Source organism: Mycobacterium sp. 1165178.9 (assembly GCF_001673555.1).
Taxonomy (GTDB): Bacteria; Actinomycetota; Actinomycetes; order Mycobacteriales; family Mycobacteriaceae; genus Mycobacterium.
The window spans coordinates 1-14,812 of sequence record NZ_LZMB01000557.1 but is presented as its reverse complement, the minus strand read 5'-3'; the positions used below and the strand labels follow the sequence as shown (position 1 = coordinate 14,812).

Sequence of the window (14,812 nt, the reverse complement as noted above, 5' to 3'; positions counted from 1 at the left end):
ATCGTCGAGGTCGGCTGACGTCCGTGACCCACGCCGCCGATTCGCTGACCCATCCCGCATACGCCAAGCTGCGCGCGGTCACCGAGACCGCGTCGGTGCTGTTGGCCGAGAACCCCGGACTACTGACGCTGGAGGGCACCAACACCTGGGTGCTACGCGGCGCGCGCAGCGATGAGCTGGTCATAGTGGACCCCGGACCCGATGATGACGACCACATCGCACGGGTTGCCGCGCTTGGCCGTATCGCCCTCGTCCTGATCAGCCACCGGCACAGCGATCACACCGACGGCATCGACAAGCTGGTCGAGCGGACCGGGGCGACCGTGCGCTCGGCGGGCAGTGGTTTTCTGCGCGGCCTCGGCGGGGAGCTGACCGACGGCGAGGTGATCGATGCCGCCGGCCTCAAGATCAAGGTCATGGCGACCCCGGGTCACACCGCGGATTCACTGTCCTTCCTGCTCGACGATGCCGTGTTGACCGCCGACACCGTCCTGGGCCGCGGCACTGCCGTCCTCGACAAGGAGGACGGCAGCCTGACGGACTACCTGGAATCGCTGCGGCGGTTGCGTGGCCTGGGCCGACGAACGGTGCTGCCCGGACACGGCCCGGATCTGACCGATCTGGAAAGCGTCGCGCAAGGTTATCTCGAGCACCGGCGGGAGCGTCTGGACCAGGTGCGTTCGGCTTTGCGGGAGTTGGGGGAGGACGCCAGCGCGCGCCGGATAGTTGAACACGTCTACGTCGATGTCGACGAGAAACTGTGGGATGCCGCCGAATGGTCGGTGCAGGTGCAGCTGAATCACCTGCGCTCGGAGCCGTCGGCTTAACAGAGCTCGCGCGGGGGTCTATCCGAGGGGCCCCGGCTCCGGAAGCACATGGTGTTTTCGAAATGCGATAGCGCCGGCGCTAGCACGTTGTGAAATGCCTTAGGGTGCCGCGGCGGCGCCGATGTGACTGGAGTGGCGGGGTGATGACGTCGCGCCCGCGCTTACCTCGCTCGGCGGGCCAGTCGCTCGGAGTCCGAGATCAGCACGCTCTTACCCTCCAGACGGATCCAGCCGCGGTGGGCGAAGTCGGCCAGCGCCTTATTCACCGTCTCCCGCGATGCCCCGACCAGCTGGGCGATCTCTTCCTGCGTGAGGTCGTGGGTGACCCGCATGGCGCCGCCCTCTTGGGTGCCGAACCGCTGCGCGAGCTGCAGCAGCTGCTTGGCCACCCGGCCGGGCACGTCGGTGAAGATGAGGTCGGCCAAGTTGTTGTTGGTGCGGCGCAGGCGTCGGGCCAACACCCGCAACAACTGCTCGGCGATCTCGGGACGATCGGCGATCCACGCGCGCAGCGCGTCGCGGTCCATCGATACCGCGCGCACCTCGGTGATGGTGGTGGCGCTGGACGTCCGCGGCCCCGGGTCGAAGATCGACAATTCGCCGAACATGTCCGAAGGGCCCATGATCGTCAGCAGGTTCTCGCGTCCATCGGGCGAACGGCGACCGATCTTCACCTTCCCCGCGACGATGATGTACAGCCGGTCGCCGGGTTCCCCCTCGGCGAAGACCGTGTGTCCACGGGGGAAGTCGACGGGTTGCAGCTGCTTGGTCAGCGCTGTGACTGCGCCGGGTTCAACCCCTTGGAAGATTCCTGCCCTTGCCAGGATCTCGTCCACGTTGCCTCTTCAACTTTCCCAGAAAATTAGTGTTGCTACGGGCAGGCTAACCCCTTGCTCGCGTGACGAGTCTAGAGGTACGCCAATGTGTCCAACGTGCCAACGCTACACAGGATTGGCGTGTCGAGGTGCCCTAAACTGCGGATTGACGTGCGAATGGCCGTGTATGCGGGTCGGCAGCGTCATTTCATCGCGGTCGACGAAGCTGACCGCAAACGACGGCGCGGCGTGGCGTGGTCCGCCGCCGCGCCCGTTCGGCCGGCTCCCAGGTAGCTGCGCATGCTCTCGGCGGTGTAGGTATTCCAGCGCCTCCGGCATGCCTTCGGCGGCCAGCGTGTGCATGTCGACACCGTCGGCACGCTCAAAGACCTCGTCGACGCCGGCCACCGCGCGGGCACGAGGGGCGAGCTCGGACTCGAGCCGCCCAAGACCCAGCGCCGCCAGCATCAGCAGCGCCGGAACACCGGCCACCAGCAACCACGACACACCGAAGAGTAAACATCGCCTTGAATCAACACGGGGTCTCAGCCAGATCACGAAATCAGTACTCTGTCGTAGGTGACAGCGGCAAAATCGTCGGGGCGTTCGAAATCCACTCCGGTCCCGCCCGGTGGCGGCGATTCCCGACGCTGGTCGCAGGAATCCCGGGTCGGCTTGGTGCGACGGTCGAGACGCATGAATCGTGCTCTGGCACAAGCATTTCCGGATGCTCACTGCGAGCTCGATTTCACGACGCCGCTGGAATTGACCGTCGCCACCATCCTTTCGGCGCAGAGCACCGACAAGCGGGTCAATTTGACGACGCCGGCGCTGTTCAAGCGGTATCCGTCGGCGCTGGATTACGCGCAAGCGGACCGCGCCGAGCTGGAGAACCTGATCCGTCCCACCGGCTTTTTTCGCAACAAGGCCTCCTCGCTGATCGGCCTGGGGCAGGCCCTGGTCGAACGGTTCGAGGGCGAGGTGCCGTCGACCATGGCCGAACTGGTCACCCTGCCCGGTGTCGGGCGTAAGACGGCCAACGTCATCCTGGGAAACGCCTTCGGGATCCCCGGTATCACGGTCGACACCCATTTCGCGCGGCTGGTGCACAGGTGGCGCTGGACCGCGGAGACGGATCCGGTCAAAATCGAGCACTCCGTCGGTGAGCTCATCGAACGCGGTGAGTGGACCATGTTGAGCCACCGGGTGATCTTCCACGGCCGCCGGGTGTGCCATGCGCGTAAGCCGGCGTGTGGGGTATGCCTGATCGCCAAGGACTGCCCGTCTTTCGGCCTCGGTCCCACCGAGCCGGCGCTGGCCGCGCCGTTGGTGAAGGGTCCGGAAACCGAGCACCTGCTCGCACTAGCCGGGCTGTAAGCCGGCCCGAACCACGCGCACAGGGAACGCAATGCCGACGCTGACCCGCAGGGCTCGTTGGCACATCGCGATTCTGGCGGTGGTTGCGGCGCTGATCGCGGCGCTGGTCGCCCAGCTGCGCGACGATTCCGCCTCGGCGCCGATGCCCGGGGATGATCGCACGGTGGCCGACCGGGAACACCGCGACGCCGATACGCCCGCCGCGTTGTCGGGCCCGCGGCAGCGCGCCGACCTGCCGCCGTGCCCCGCCGCCGGAACCGGCGACGGCCCCGAGGCGCTGCGCGGTGTGGCGGTCGATTGCGCCGCCGACGGATCCCTGGTCGATGTCGCCCGCGCGCTGGCCGGGCGCCGGGTGGTCCTTAACCTGTGGGCCTATTGGTGCGCGCCGTGCGCTGCCGAACTGCCCGCGATGGCCGAGTATCAACGTCGGGCCGGTTCGGACGTGATGGTGGTGACGGTGCATCAAGACGAGAACGAGACGGCGGCGCTGCTGCGGCTGGCCGAGCTCGGTGTGCGCCTGCCGACGCTGCAGGACGGTCGTCGCCGGGTCGCGGCCGCGCTGCGGGTGGTAAATGTGATGCCCGCGACCGTGGTCCTTCGGCCGGACGGTAGCGTTGCCCAAACGCTGCCACGAGCATTCAACACTGCCGATGAGATCGCGGCCGCGATCGGCAACGACAGCGGATGAGCGGAAAAATTGAACCGACTGGAGGGGCCGTGAGTGCTGGGGGTTCGCCCCTGCGGAATGGGGACCCCGCTCCCGCGCGCGGGACCGTTCCGCTGACGCCTGACGCCTGCCCGTCGTGGCTGCGTCCGCTCGTCGACAAAGTCGATGACATACCCGATGCGGCGCGGCGCCGCCTGCCGGCCGACGTGCTGGCGATGATCACGAGTAAGGCCGTGTCGGCGGTGGCGACTCTGCGCGGCGCCAGCCGCGAAGCCGCCGTCCTAGTGTTGTTCTCCGGTCCGGAATCCGGCCCGCCCGACGGCGGCTACCCCGACGACGCCGACCTACTGGTCACCGTGCGGGCATCGACTCTGCGCCACCACGCCGGCCAGGCGGCATTCCCCGGCGGTGCCGCCGATCCCACCGATCAAGGTCCGGTGGACACCGCCCTACGCGAGGCCCGCGAGGAAACCGGCATCGACGTCAGCCGGCTGTATCCCTTGGCCACGATGGAAAAGATGTTCATCGCGCCGTCGCAGTTTCATGTGGTCCCGGTGCTGGCCTACTCCCCGGATCCCGGCCCCGTTGCCGTCGTCAATGAGGCCGAAACGGCGATCGTTGCGCGAGTTCCGTTGCGCGCCTTCATCAATCCGGACAACCGGCTGATGGTGTACCGCGGCGACCTTGGCCGCCGGTGGGCCGGCCCGGCGTTTCTGCTCAACGAGATGCTGGTCTGGGGATTCACTGGCCAGGTGATCTCCGCGCTGCTCGATGTCGCCGGCTGGGCCCAACCATGGGACACCACCGACGAACGGGAGTTGGACGCGGCGATGGCGCTTGTCGGCGAGGGGGGCGGGTCTCGATGAATTCCATGACTCCGTCGCAGTGGCTGGACGTCGCCGTCCTCGCGGTCGCTTTCATCGCGGCGATCTCCGGCTGGCGGTCGGGCGCGTTGGGCTCCCTGCTGTCGTTCGTCGGGGTCTTACTCGGCGCTATCGCGGGCGTACTGCTGGCGCCCCACTTGGTCAGCCACATCGCCGCGCCGCGCGCGAAATTGTTTGCCGCATTGTTCCTGATCCTCGCGCTCGTCGTCATCGGCGAGGTCGCCGGCGTGGTGCTCGGACGGGCCGTGCGCGGCGCGATCCGCAGCCGTTCCATCCGAACGGTCGACTCGGTCATCGGGGTGGCGGTCCAGCTCGTCGTGGTGCTGACCGCAGCGTGGTTGTTGGCGACGCCGCTGACCCAGTCAAAGGACCAGCCGGAACTGGCCGCCGCGGTCCGCGGTTCGCGAGTGCTGGCTCACGTCAACGACGTAGCGCCGCCCTGGCTCAAGACCGTGCCCAAGCGGCTGTCCGCGCTGCTGAATACCTCCGGTCTGCCCGCGGTGCTAGAGCCGTTCAGCCGCACCCCGGTCGCTCCCGTCGCATCCCCCGATCCCGAGCTGGCCGGCAACCCGGTGGTGCAGGCCACCGCCCCCAGCGTGGTCAAGGTCCGCAGCCTGGCCCCCAGCTGCCAGAAAGTGTTGGAGGGCAGCGGATTCGTGATCGCACCCGAGCGGGTGATGACCAACGCGCACGTGGTGGCCGGCTCGAACAGTGTTCAGATCTACGCCAGCGGCAATCCCCTCGACGCCACCGTGGTGTCCTACGATCCGGCGGTCGACATCGCGATTCTTGCCGTCCCCAACCTGCCGCCGCGCCCACTGGCCTTCGCCCAGGGTGACGCGAAAACCGGTGCCAGCGTTGTGGTTCTGGGTTATCCCGGTGGCGGGAACTTCACCGCGACCCCGGCCAGGATCCGCGAGCTGATCAAGTTGAGCGGACCCGACATCTACCGTGATCCCGCACCGGTCACCCGTGACGTCTATACGATCAGAGCCAGTGTGGAACAAGGCAATTCGGGTGGACCATTGATCGATCTCGACGGTCACGTGCTTGGCGTTGTGTTCGGTGCGGCGGTCGACGACCCCGACACCGGGTTCGTGTTGACCGCCGACGAGGTGGCCAGTCAGCTAGCCAAGATCGGTGATACCCAACTGGTGGGCACCGGTTCCTGCGTCGGCTGAGCCCCCGCGCCTATAGTGCCCGGGTCGGGTTCGCTTGATTCAGGAACCTCGTCAGGTGTCTGTTGATTTCCTCGGGCGCCTCTTCATGGCTGAAATGCCCTGCGCCGGCAATGGATACGTAGCGGCCCTGCGGCGCGTAGCGTCGCGTTCGATCGACCGGGTCGGCCAGCACGTAGGGATCCGCCTCGCCGCGCAGGTGTAACAGCGGCACGCTGAGCTGGCGGCTCATCGACCTCATGAAACGCCGGCCTTCATCGCGCAGCTGGCTGCGCACGGCCCAGCGCTGGTATTCCAGGGCGCTGTGCGCGGCCGCCGGGATTTGGATCGCCGTCCGCAGATGGCCGATGGTCTCGGAGAAGTCTTCGGAGGCAAGCCATTTGCCGCAGCTGCGACTCCGGACCAGGCGCTCGATCTCGGCGCCATTGTCCCGGGTCAACAGCCGCTCGGGCCACAACGGTATCTGGTATTGCAGCAGCGTCGGCAACAGCGCATAACCCTGGTCGCGTCGCGTCAACGTGGATCGCCGCAACGCCGCCGGATGCGGAGAACTGATCAGCGCGATCGCCGAGACCAGCCGCGGATGCAACAAGGCGGTGGCCCAACAACCCAGCCCGCCGTCGGCGTGGCCCACCAAGGTCGCCGCGGAGTGCCCCAGCGCCCGAATGAGTCCGGCGGCGTCTCCGGCCATCGTCCAGCCGTCGTAGCCGCGCGGCGGCTTATCGCTGCCGCCATAGCCGCGCAGGTCGACGGCGACCACCCGCGCGCCGCGCAGCCCGCGTAGCTGATGACGCCAGGACCACCAGAACGACCCGAAACCGTGCAGCAGCATCACCAGCGGGCGCGCCGTTGCGGGCGGGCCGTCGGCGTCGTTAAGAGCCTCGACTACGTGGAAGCGGATGCCGTTGGCGTGCACATCGAGGTGTCGCCACGGCCCATCGATGCGCGTTACCGACGGATCCGGCGGTGCCATCTACCAACCCGATGGATCGCCGGCAGCGCCGCTTCCGGGCTTCGCGTGCCTGCCGGCGGACTCGGGGAGCTGCTTGGCCCCGCCGGAGGCTTTGTCGTGGCCCGGCGTGAGCGCGGTGCGCGTCTCCTTGACCGACTCGATGGTCTGACGCGGCCCGCGGATCCGGCGCACCTTGAGGAAGCCCAGCAGTGCCAGCACGGCGCCGACAAACACCATGATTCCGAACACGATCAGGTATGAAGCCCAGCGCCACAGCCAGGTGTCGAGCAGCTCGGCGACGAAGAAGAAGAGAAAGAAGGTGGAGTAGAACAGCACCACCAGCGCCGCGATGAAGAAGACGCTTCCCGTGAGACCTTTTTTGACGTCTCGGGTAATTTCGGCGCGGGCCAGTTCGACTTCGGCGCGCACCAGCGTGGAGACCTGGGTGGTCGCGTCCTTGATCAGATCACCGATCGACGGGTCGGCGGGTTTGGCATGCGGGTCCGTCAACGGAATCGTGGTCAGGGTGCTGGGCACACCGTTCTTGTCATCGGCTTTGCTCACAGACGGTCCTCTTTCGTCATCGCCCGGCTCGCTGGCGTCGCGGTTTATGTTGCCATGCGGCGCCTGGACAGGAGAAGCCAGACGAGGCCAGCCGGGCACAACCCCGCGGGTTTGAGCGCCCGGCGGCCGGTTCGGTTCGGCCAGAAGCCGCTCGGCGGCGGGGCGGGACCGGCGAGCTTTCTCCTGAGCGAACATCACATCCCGGCCGATTACACTCGGCCAAGCCGGTCGCGATGTCCGGCCTACCGATAGGAGTGGGGCTGTGCGGAGGACGCACCGATGCTTCCTTATGGCAATGGTTGCCCTGCTCGTGGCCGCCACGGTTTCGTGTGCCCGCGCCGCTGCCGCCGACGTCCGCATCCCGATGGGCGGTGGGGCGGGCATCGTCGTCAACGGCGACACCATGTGCACCCTCACCACCATCGGCGGCGATGCCGCCGGCGAGCTGATCGGCTTCACCTCCGCCCATTGCGGCGGCCCGGGCGCCCAGGTCACCGCCGAGGGCGCGGAGAACGCGGGCGTATTAGGCACCATGGTGGCGGGCAACGACAACCTCGACTACGCGGTGATCAAGTTCGATCCGGCCAAAGTGACGCCGGTGGCCAACTTCAACGGCTTCTTGATCACTGGCATCGGCCCGGACCCCGCCTTCGGCGAGATCGCTTGCAAACAGGGCCGCACGACCGGTAATTCGTGCGGCGTCACCTGGGGCATGGGTCAGGCGCCGGGCACCATCGTCATGCAGGTCTGCGGTCAACCGGGCGACTCCGGCGCGCCGGTCACCGTCAACAATCTGTTGGTCGGGATGATCCACGGAGCGTTCAGCGACAACCTGCCGACCTGCATCATCAAATACATCCCGCTGCACACGCCGGCCGTGGTCCAGTCATTCAACGCGATCCTGGGCGACATCAACGCCAAACATCGGCCCGGCGCGGGGTTCAGCCCACTGCCGGGCTGAGCGGACAGCGGCTACTTCGCGGCCCTGATCGCGTCGAACACGTCGGGATCCAACAGCGTAGAGGTGTCACCCAATTCGCGGTTTTCCGCGATGTCGCGCAACAGTCTGCGCATGATCTTGCCGCTGCGGGTCTTGGGTAGCTCGGGCACCACATGAACCTCGCGCGGGCGGGCAATGGGTGAGATCTCCCGGGCCACCTCGACGCGCAATTCGTCGACGATCCCGTCGTGCACTTCGGAATCGCCACGCAGGACGACGAACGCGCAGATCGCCTGGCCGGTGGTCTCGTCAGTCGCCCCGACCACCGCCGCCTCGGCCACCGAAGCGTGACCGACCAGCGCCGACTCCACCTCGGCGGTGGACAGCCGATGCCCCGACACGTTCATCACGTCGTCGATGCGGCCCACCACCCAGATGGCGCCGTCGCGGTCGTAATAGGCGCTGTCGCCGGCGAAATACCAGCCCTGCTCGGCGAACCTGGACCAGTAGGTCTCGACGTATCGTTCCGGGTCGCCCCAGATGCCGCGCAGCATGGACGGCCACGGCCGGTCCAAGACCAGGTAGCCGGTGATGTGCTCGCCCTTGTGGACGACCGGCGTCAATTCATCGCCGTGGTCATCGACGATCTTGGCCGAGATGCCCGGCAGCGGCCTCATCGCCGAACCGGGTTTGGCCGCAGCGACTCCGGGCAGCGGGGAGATCATCGTGGCACCCGTTTCGGTCTGCCACCAGGTGTCAACGATCGGAAGGCGCTCGGCGCCGACCACCTTGCGGTACCAGCGCCACGCTTCGGGGTTGATCGGTTCACCGACCGTACCCAGTAGCCGCAGGCTGGACAGGTCGTGCGCATCGGGAACCTCGCGTCCCCACTTCATGAACGTGCGGATCAGCGTGGGCGCCGTGTAATAGATTGTCACGCCGAACTTTTCGATGATCTCGAAGTGCCGGTGCTGGGTGGGCGAGTCGGGCGTGCCCTCGTAAAGAACCTCGGTGACCCCGTTGGACAGCGGACCGTAGACGCCGTAGGTGTGTCCGGTGACCCAGCCGATGTCGGCGGTGCACCAGAAGACATCGCTTTCGGGCTTGATGTCGAAGACGTAGTAGTGCGTGTAGGAGGCGTGGGTCAGGTAGCCGCCGCTGGTGTGGACGATGCCCTTGGGCTTGCCAGTGGTTCCCGAGGTGTACAGCAGGAACAGGGGCTGCTCGGCAGCGAAGGGTTCCGGAGTGTGTTCGGCCGACGCCGCGTCGACGACCTCGTGCCACCACAGGTCACGGTTGTCGGTCCAGGACACGTCAATTCCCGTGCGCCGCACCACAAGTACGTGCTCGACCGGGCTGTCCGCATCCGAGACGGCCTCGTCGGCCGCGTCCTTGAGCGGTGCCGGCTTGCCGCGCCGGAACTGCCCGTCGGTGGTGATCAGCAGCTTGGCCTGGGCGTCCGCGATGCGGGCACGCAACGCCTTGGCGGTGAAACCGGCGAACACCACGCTGTGCATGACGCCGAGGCGCGCGCAGGCCAGCATCGCGATCACCGCTTCGGGGATCAATGGCATGTAGATCGCGGCCCGGTCCCCGGCGACCAGGCCGAGGTCGGTCAGCGCGTTGGCGGCTTTACAAACTTCGGCCTGCAGGTCGGAATAGGTCAGGCTGCGGCTGTCGCCGGGTTCACCCTCCCAGTGGATGGCGACCCGATCCCCGTGCCCGGCCTCCACGTGGCGGTCGACGCAGTTGTAGGCGACGTTGAGCTTGCCGTCGGCGAACCACTTGGCGAACGGAGCTTCGGACCAGTCGAGCACCTCGGTGAACGGGTCCGACCAAGCCAGCCGATTGGCCTGCTTCGCCCAAAACGCCAACCAGTCGTCTTCGGCCTCGCGGTACAGCTCGTCGCCGGCGTTGGCCTGCTCGGCGAACTGCGCCGGCGGCGGATACGACGACGGGCCTGCGGCATCGGTGGCGGTCACTGGCTTCTCTCCTGTGTCGAGACTGCGCCGTTTTCAGTGGCCTCACGCTTTTGGCCGAGTGCGAGCCTAGCCGGGTAAGGCGTAGCTGTGCGAGCGGCTGCACGGACTTGGTCATCAATCCGCCCGACACCACCAACGTGGTGACCGTGTCGGCCACTATCGACGCGTGTGCGCTGCCGGTGCACCCGATCAGCGCGGTATGAGCGGCGTCGGTCGGCGTTGACCACGGGCAGGTTCCGCAGCCGCTGCTGTCGCAGGCCCTAGGGTCGCTGTCATGTGTTGGATGCGGGGCTGGCCGGCAGTCGCTGCCGTCGCCATGCTGACGGTCGCCTCGCTGGCCGGATGTGGTGGCGGCGTCCTCAGCCCGGATCTGGTGGTGGTCAACGGCGGGGAACCGCCGAACCCCCTGATCCCCACCGGCACCAACGACAGCCTGGGCGGCCGGATCCTCGATCGGCTGTTCGCCGGGCTGATGTCCTACGACGCCGCAGGCAATCCGTCGCCGGAGGTGGCCCAGTCCGTCGATACCACGGACAACGTCAACTATCGGATCATCCTCAAACCCGGTTGGACGTTCACCGACGGCTCGCCGGTGACGGCCCATTCCTTCGTCGACGCCTGGAACTTCGGAGCACTGAGCACCAATGCCCAACTGCAGCAGAGCTTTTTCAGTCCTATCGACGGTTACGACGCCGTCGCCGGGCTGACCGCCGGCGGCAAGCCGACGGCCACCACCATGTCCGGCCTCCGGGTGACCAACGACCGGGAGTTCACCATCCGGCTGAAGGCGCCCACCATCGACTTCAAGTTGCGACTGGGGCACAGCGCGTTCTATCCCCTGCCACAGGCCGCCTTTCGGGACATGAGCGCTTTCGGACAGCACCCGATCGGTAATGGCCCGTACAAACTCGCCGACGACGCCGACGGGCCCGCGTGGGAACACAACGTCCGAATCGACCTGCGGCCCAACCTGGATTATCGAGGCAACCGCAAACCCCGCAACAAGGGCCTGCGGTTCGAGTTCTACGCAAACCTGGACACCGCGTACGCCGACCTACTCTCGGGCAATCTCGATGTGCTGGACACGATTCCGTCCAGCGCGCTGACGATCTACAAACGCGACCTGGGCGGCAACGCCGCGAGCGGACCCGTCGCCGTCAGCCAATCGCTCGACACGCCGCTGCGGCTGCCGCACTTCGGCGGCGAGGAGGGCCGACTGCGCCGGCTCGCGTTGTCCGCGTCGATCAACCGCCCGCAGATATGTCAGCAGATCTTCAACAACACCCGCAGCCCGGCGCGCGACTTCACCGCCAGCTCGTTGCCGGGATTCGACCCGAACATTCCGGGCAGTGACGGGTTGGACTTCAATCCCGAACGGGCGCGCCGACTCTGGGCCCAGGCCGACGCGATCTCGCCGTGGACCGGGCGGTACGCCATCGCCTATAACGCAGACAGCGGGCATCAGGAGTGGGTGGACGCGGTGGCCAACAGCATCAAGAACGTGCTGGGCATCGATGCTGTCGGCGCGCCGCAGCCCACCTTCGCGGGGTTTCGCACCCAGATCACCAACCGCACGATCGACACCGCGTTCCGGGCGGGCTGGATCGGTGACTACCCGTCGATGATCGAGTTCCTCGCTCCGCTGTACGCCACCGGTGCGGGATCCAATGACGTCGGATATTCCAGCCACGAGTTCGACGCCGGCCTGGCAGCGGCCGAGGCGGCTCCCGACCTACGGCAGGCCGACGTGCTGGTCAACGCCGCTCAACGAATCCTGTTGCACGACATGCCCGCCGTGCCGCTGTGGTACTACATCGCCGTGGTCGGGTGGTCGACCCAGATCGGCGCCGTCAAGGTCACCTGGAACGGGCTGCCTGACTACGAGAATCTGGTCAAGGGTTAAGACATGGGCTGGTATGTCGCGCGCAGGATCGCCGTGATGGTGCCCGTCTTCCTGGGCGCCACCTTACTGATCTATGGCATGGTCTTCCTGCTGCCCGGCGATCCCCTGGCCGCCATCGCGGGGGATCGCCCGCTGACTCCGGCGGTGGCCGCCGCGCTTCGGGCGCGCTACCACCTCGACGATCCGTTCATCGTGCAGTACCTGCGCTACCTGGGCGGCGTCGTGCACGGCGACCTGGGCCGCGCCTATTCCGGGCTTCCGGTGAGCGCCGTTCTGGCACACGCGTTTCCGGTCACGCTCCGGCTCGCGTTGATCGCTTTGGTCGTGGAGGCGGTGCTGGGTATCGGGTTCGGGGTGATTTCCGGGCTGCGCCAAGGGGGACTATTCGATGCCACGGTGCTGATCGCCGGGCTGATCATCATCGCGATCCCGATCTTCGTGCTGGGCTTTCTGGCTCAGTTCCTGTTCGGGGTAAAGCTGGGCATCGCGCCGGTCACCGTGGGCGAGCGGGCGACATTCGGGCGCTTGCTGCTTCCCGGAACCGTCTTGGGCTCTGTCTCATTCGCCTACGTCGTACGGCTGACCCGATCCGCCGTGGCCGCCAACACGCACACCGACTATGTCCGCACCGCCACCGCCAAGGGATTGTCGCGCCCACGTGTTGTGACCGTGCACATCCTGCGCAACTCGCTGATCCCGGTCGTGACCTTCCTGGGTGCCGATCTCGGTGCGCTGATGGGCGGAGCCATTGTGACCGAGGGCATTTTCAACATTCATGGTGTCGGCGGCGTGCTCTACCAGGCCGTCACCCGGCAGGAAGCGCCGACCGTGGTCTCGATCGTGACGGTTCTGGTCCTGATCTATCTGGTGACCAACCTGATGGTCGATCTGCTCTACGCGGCGCTGGACCCGAGGATCCGCTATGGCTGAGCATTCTGGCTTTTGGGCCGAGACCTGGCGCAAGCTGCACCGCCGTCCGAAGTTCGTCGTCGCCGCCGTGCTGATCCTCCTCATTCTTGTTGTCGCGCTGTATCCCTCGTTGTTCACCCACGCCGACCCCAGCTATGCAGATCCGAGCCAAAGCCTGCGCAGCCCTTCGGCGGCGCACTGGTTCGGCACCGACCTGCAGGGCCACGACATCTACACGCGCACCATCTATGGGGCGCGGGCGTCGGTGACCGTCGGGTTGGGCGCTACCCTGCTGGTGTTCGTCATCGGCGGCGCGCTGGGCGCCTTGGCCGGCTTCTACGGAGGCTGGCTGGACGCCGTCGTCTCCCGCGTCACCGACATCTTCTTCGGGCTGCCGCTGCTGCTGGCCGCGATCGTCCTCATGCAGGTTCTGCACCACCGCACGGTGTGGACGGTGATCGCCATCCTGGCCTTGTTCGGTTGGCCGCAGATAGCCAGGATCGCTCGTGGCGCAGTGCTGGAGGTGCGCAGCAGTGATTATGTGCTCGCGGCCAAAGCGTTGGGGCTGAGCAGGTTTCAGACGCTGCTGCGTCACGCGCTGCCCAACGCGGTGGGGCCGGTGATCGCGATGTCGACGATCGCGCTCGGGGCCTTCATCGTCACCGAGGCCACACTGTCCTACCTCGGCGTCGGCTTGCCCACCTCGGTCGTGTCCTGGGGTGGTGACATCAACCTCGCTCAGACGCGGCTGCGGGCCGGTTCGCCCATCTTGTTCTATCCCGCCGGCGCATTGGCGACGACGGTGCTGGCGTTCATGATGATGGGCGACGCCCTGCGCGACGCCCTGGATCCGGCCTCGCGGGCGAGGCGCGCATGACTGCGCCGGCGACGATGCAGAGCGCAGCGATGAGGTGGGGGCACCGCCCGCTTGCGGGGGAGAGTGGCGCCGCATGACTGCGCGTGAGCCGCTGTTGACGGTTGAGGGCCTGGAGGTCAGGTTCGCCGAGCACGCCCCCGCGGTGGCCGGGATAGACCTGAGCATCCTGCCCGGGCAGACCGTCGCCGTGGTCGGCGAGTCGGGATCCGGGAAATCCACCACGGCCGCCGCGATCCTGGGGCTGCTCCCCCCGGGGGGTCGAATCACGGCCGGCCGCATCAGTTTTGACGGCGTGGACATCACTTCCGCCGATCGGCGGCTGCTGCGGTCGATCCGAGGGCGTCGCATCGGGTATGTGCCTCAAGACCCGATGACCAACCTCAACCCCGTCTGGAAGGTCGGCTTTCAGATCTCAGAAGCGTTGCGGGCCAACACCGATGGCCGCCGTGACCGGCGACGGGTGGTGGAGTTGCTCGCCCAGGCCGGCATGCCGGATGCTGCGAAGCAGGCCGACAAGTATCCGCACCAATTGTCGGGCGGCATGTGCCAGCGCGCACTGATCGCCATCGGGCTGGCGGGCCGCCCGCAACTGCTGATCGCCGACGAACCGACGTCGGCCCTGGACGTCACGGTGCAACGGCAAGTGCTCGACCACCTTGCGCGCCTCACCGACGAGCTGGGCACCGCGCTGCTGCTGATCACTCACGATCTGGCGCTGGCCGCCGAACGGGCCGAGCGCGTCGTCGTCGTCCACCGCGGCGTCGTGGTGGAATCCGGTGCCGCACGGACCATTCTGCGCGAGCCGCAGCACGAGTACACGCAGCGGCTGGTGGCCGCAGCCCCGTCACTGGCACGCCCTAGCCGGCCGGTGGCCGCCCGGACCGACGACATCCTCGTCGCCTCCGATCTCACCAAGGTCTACCGGGATTCGCACGGC

General features: G+C 67.1%; 15 protein-coding genes. 10 read left to right on the top strand and 5 right to left on the bottom strand.

The genetic code is table 11. The features are described 5' to 3' along the window. The first annotated feature begins 23 nt into the window (after window positions 1-23). Window positions 24-827 carry an MBL fold metallo-hydrolase gene (locus tag A5652_RS23655; RefSeq protein WP_067357669.1) on the top strand — a complete coding sequence of 268 codons (804 nt, stop codon included), beginning with the start codon at window positions 24-26 and terminating at the stop codon, window positions 825-827. Window positions 828-988: 161 nt separating this feature from the next. On the opposite strand, the gene crp is transcribed toward A5652_RS23655, so the two are convergent. Continuing rightward, the gene (gene crp, locus A5652_RS23650) at window positions 989-1,663 is read right to left on the bottom strand and encodes a cAMP-activated global transcriptional regulator CRP (RefSeq protein WP_007772229.1); all 675 of its coding nucleotides are present in this window, start codon (window positions 1,661-1,663) and stop codon (window positions 989-991) included. Window positions 1,664-1,768: 105 nt separating this feature from the next. Then, a complete protein-coding gene (locus A5652_RS23645) occupies window positions 1,769-2,149 on the bottom strand; it encodes a hypothetical protein (RefSeq protein WP_067357666.1) in 381 nt (126 codons plus the stop codon). 189 nt (window positions 2,150-2,338) lie between these two features. On the opposite strand from A5652_RS23645, the gene nth reads away from it, so the two are divergent. The 4 genes from nth to marP are packed head-to-tail and all read left to right on the top strand — an operon-like array spanning window position 2,339 to window position 5,751. Further along, on the top strand, window positions 2,339-3,019 hold the full coding sequence (gene nth / locus A5652_RS23640; RefSeq protein WP_067357663.1) for an endonuclease III: 681 nt from the start codon (window positions 2,339-2,341) through the stop codon (window positions 3,017-3,019). A 31-nt stretch (window positions 3,020-3,050) separates the two neighbouring features. Further along, entirely contained in the window at window positions 3,051-3,707 is a 657-nt protein-coding gene (locus A5652_RS23635) for a TlpA disulfide reductase family protein (RefSeq protein ID WP_067357660.1), read from the top strand. A gap of 29 nt (window positions 3,708-3,736) precedes the next feature. Then, a complete protein-coding gene (locus tag A5652_RS23630) occupies window positions 3,737-4,552 on the top strand; it encodes a CoA pyrophosphatase (RefSeq protein ID WP_067357656.1) in 816 nt (271 codons plus the stop codon). Between the two features lie 5 nt (window positions 4,553-4,557). Next, on the top strand, window positions 4,558-5,751 hold the full coding sequence (gene marP / locus A5652_RS23625) for an acid resistance serine protease MarP (protein ID WP_156745514.1): 1,194 nt from the start codon (window positions 4,558-4,560) through the stop codon (window positions 5,749-5,751). Window positions 5,752-5,761: 10 nt separating this feature from the next. On the opposite strand, the gene A5652_RS23620 is transcribed toward marP, so the two are convergent. Further along, window positions 5,762-6,721 carry an alpha/beta fold hydrolase gene (locus tag A5652_RS23620; RefSeq protein WP_067357648.1) on the bottom strand — a complete coding sequence of 320 codons (960 nt, stop codon included), beginning with the start codon at window positions 6,719-6,721 and terminating at the stop codon, window positions 5,762-5,764. After that, window positions 6,722-7,264, bottom strand: a complete 543-nt coding sequence (locus tag A5652_RS23615; protein ID WP_067357644.1) for a phage holin family protein — start codon at window positions 7,262-7,264, stop codon at window positions 6,722-6,724. A 262-nt stretch (window positions 7,265-7,526) separates the two neighbouring features. On the opposite strand from A5652_RS23615, the gene A5652_RS23610 reads away from it, so the two are divergent. Further along, a complete protein-coding gene (locus tag A5652_RS23610) occupies window positions 7,527-8,225 on the top strand; it encodes a serine protease (RefSeq protein WP_369805863.1) in 699 nt (232 codons plus the stop codon). A gap of 11 nt (window positions 8,226-8,236) precedes the next feature. Here A5652_RS23610 and acs read toward each other — a convergent pair whose 3' ends face one another. Beyond that, the gene (acs, locus tag A5652_RS23605) at window positions 8,237-10,186 is read right to left on the bottom strand and encodes an acetate--CoA ligase (RefSeq protein ID WP_067357638.1); all 1,950 of its coding nucleotides are present in this window, start codon (window positions 10,184-10,186) and stop codon (window positions 8,237-8,239) included. A 274-nt stretch (window positions 10,187-10,460) separates the two neighbouring features. Here acs and A5652_RS23600 point away from each other — a divergent pair, with 274 nt between their 5' ends. The 4 genes from A5652_RS23600 to A5652_RS23585 form a co-directional block, all read left to right on the top strand. After that, window positions 10,461-12,089, top strand: a complete 1,629-nt coding sequence (locus A5652_RS23600) for an ABC transporter substrate-binding protein (RefSeq protein WP_067357634.1) — start codon at window positions 10,461-10,463, stop codon at window positions 12,087-12,089. 3 nt (window positions 12,090-12,092) lie between these two features. Further along, window positions 12,093-13,019 carry an ABC transporter permease gene (locus A5652_RS23595; protein WP_067357631.1) on the top strand — a complete coding sequence of 309 codons (927 nt, stop codon included), beginning with the start codon at window positions 12,093-12,095 and terminating at the stop codon, window positions 13,017-13,019. Then, entirely contained in the window at window positions 13,012-13,875 is an 864-nt protein-coding gene (locus tag A5652_RS23590; RefSeq protein WP_067357627.1) for an ABC transporter permease, read from the top strand. Before A5652_RS23595 ends, A5652_RS23590 begins: the two co-directional genes overlap by 8 nt. A 73-nt stretch (window positions 13,876-13,948) precedes the next feature. Next, on the top strand, window positions 13,949-14,812 hold an 864-nt coding region (locus A5652_RS23585; RefSeq protein WP_156745511.1), incomplete at its 3' end, for an ABC transporter ATP-binding protein.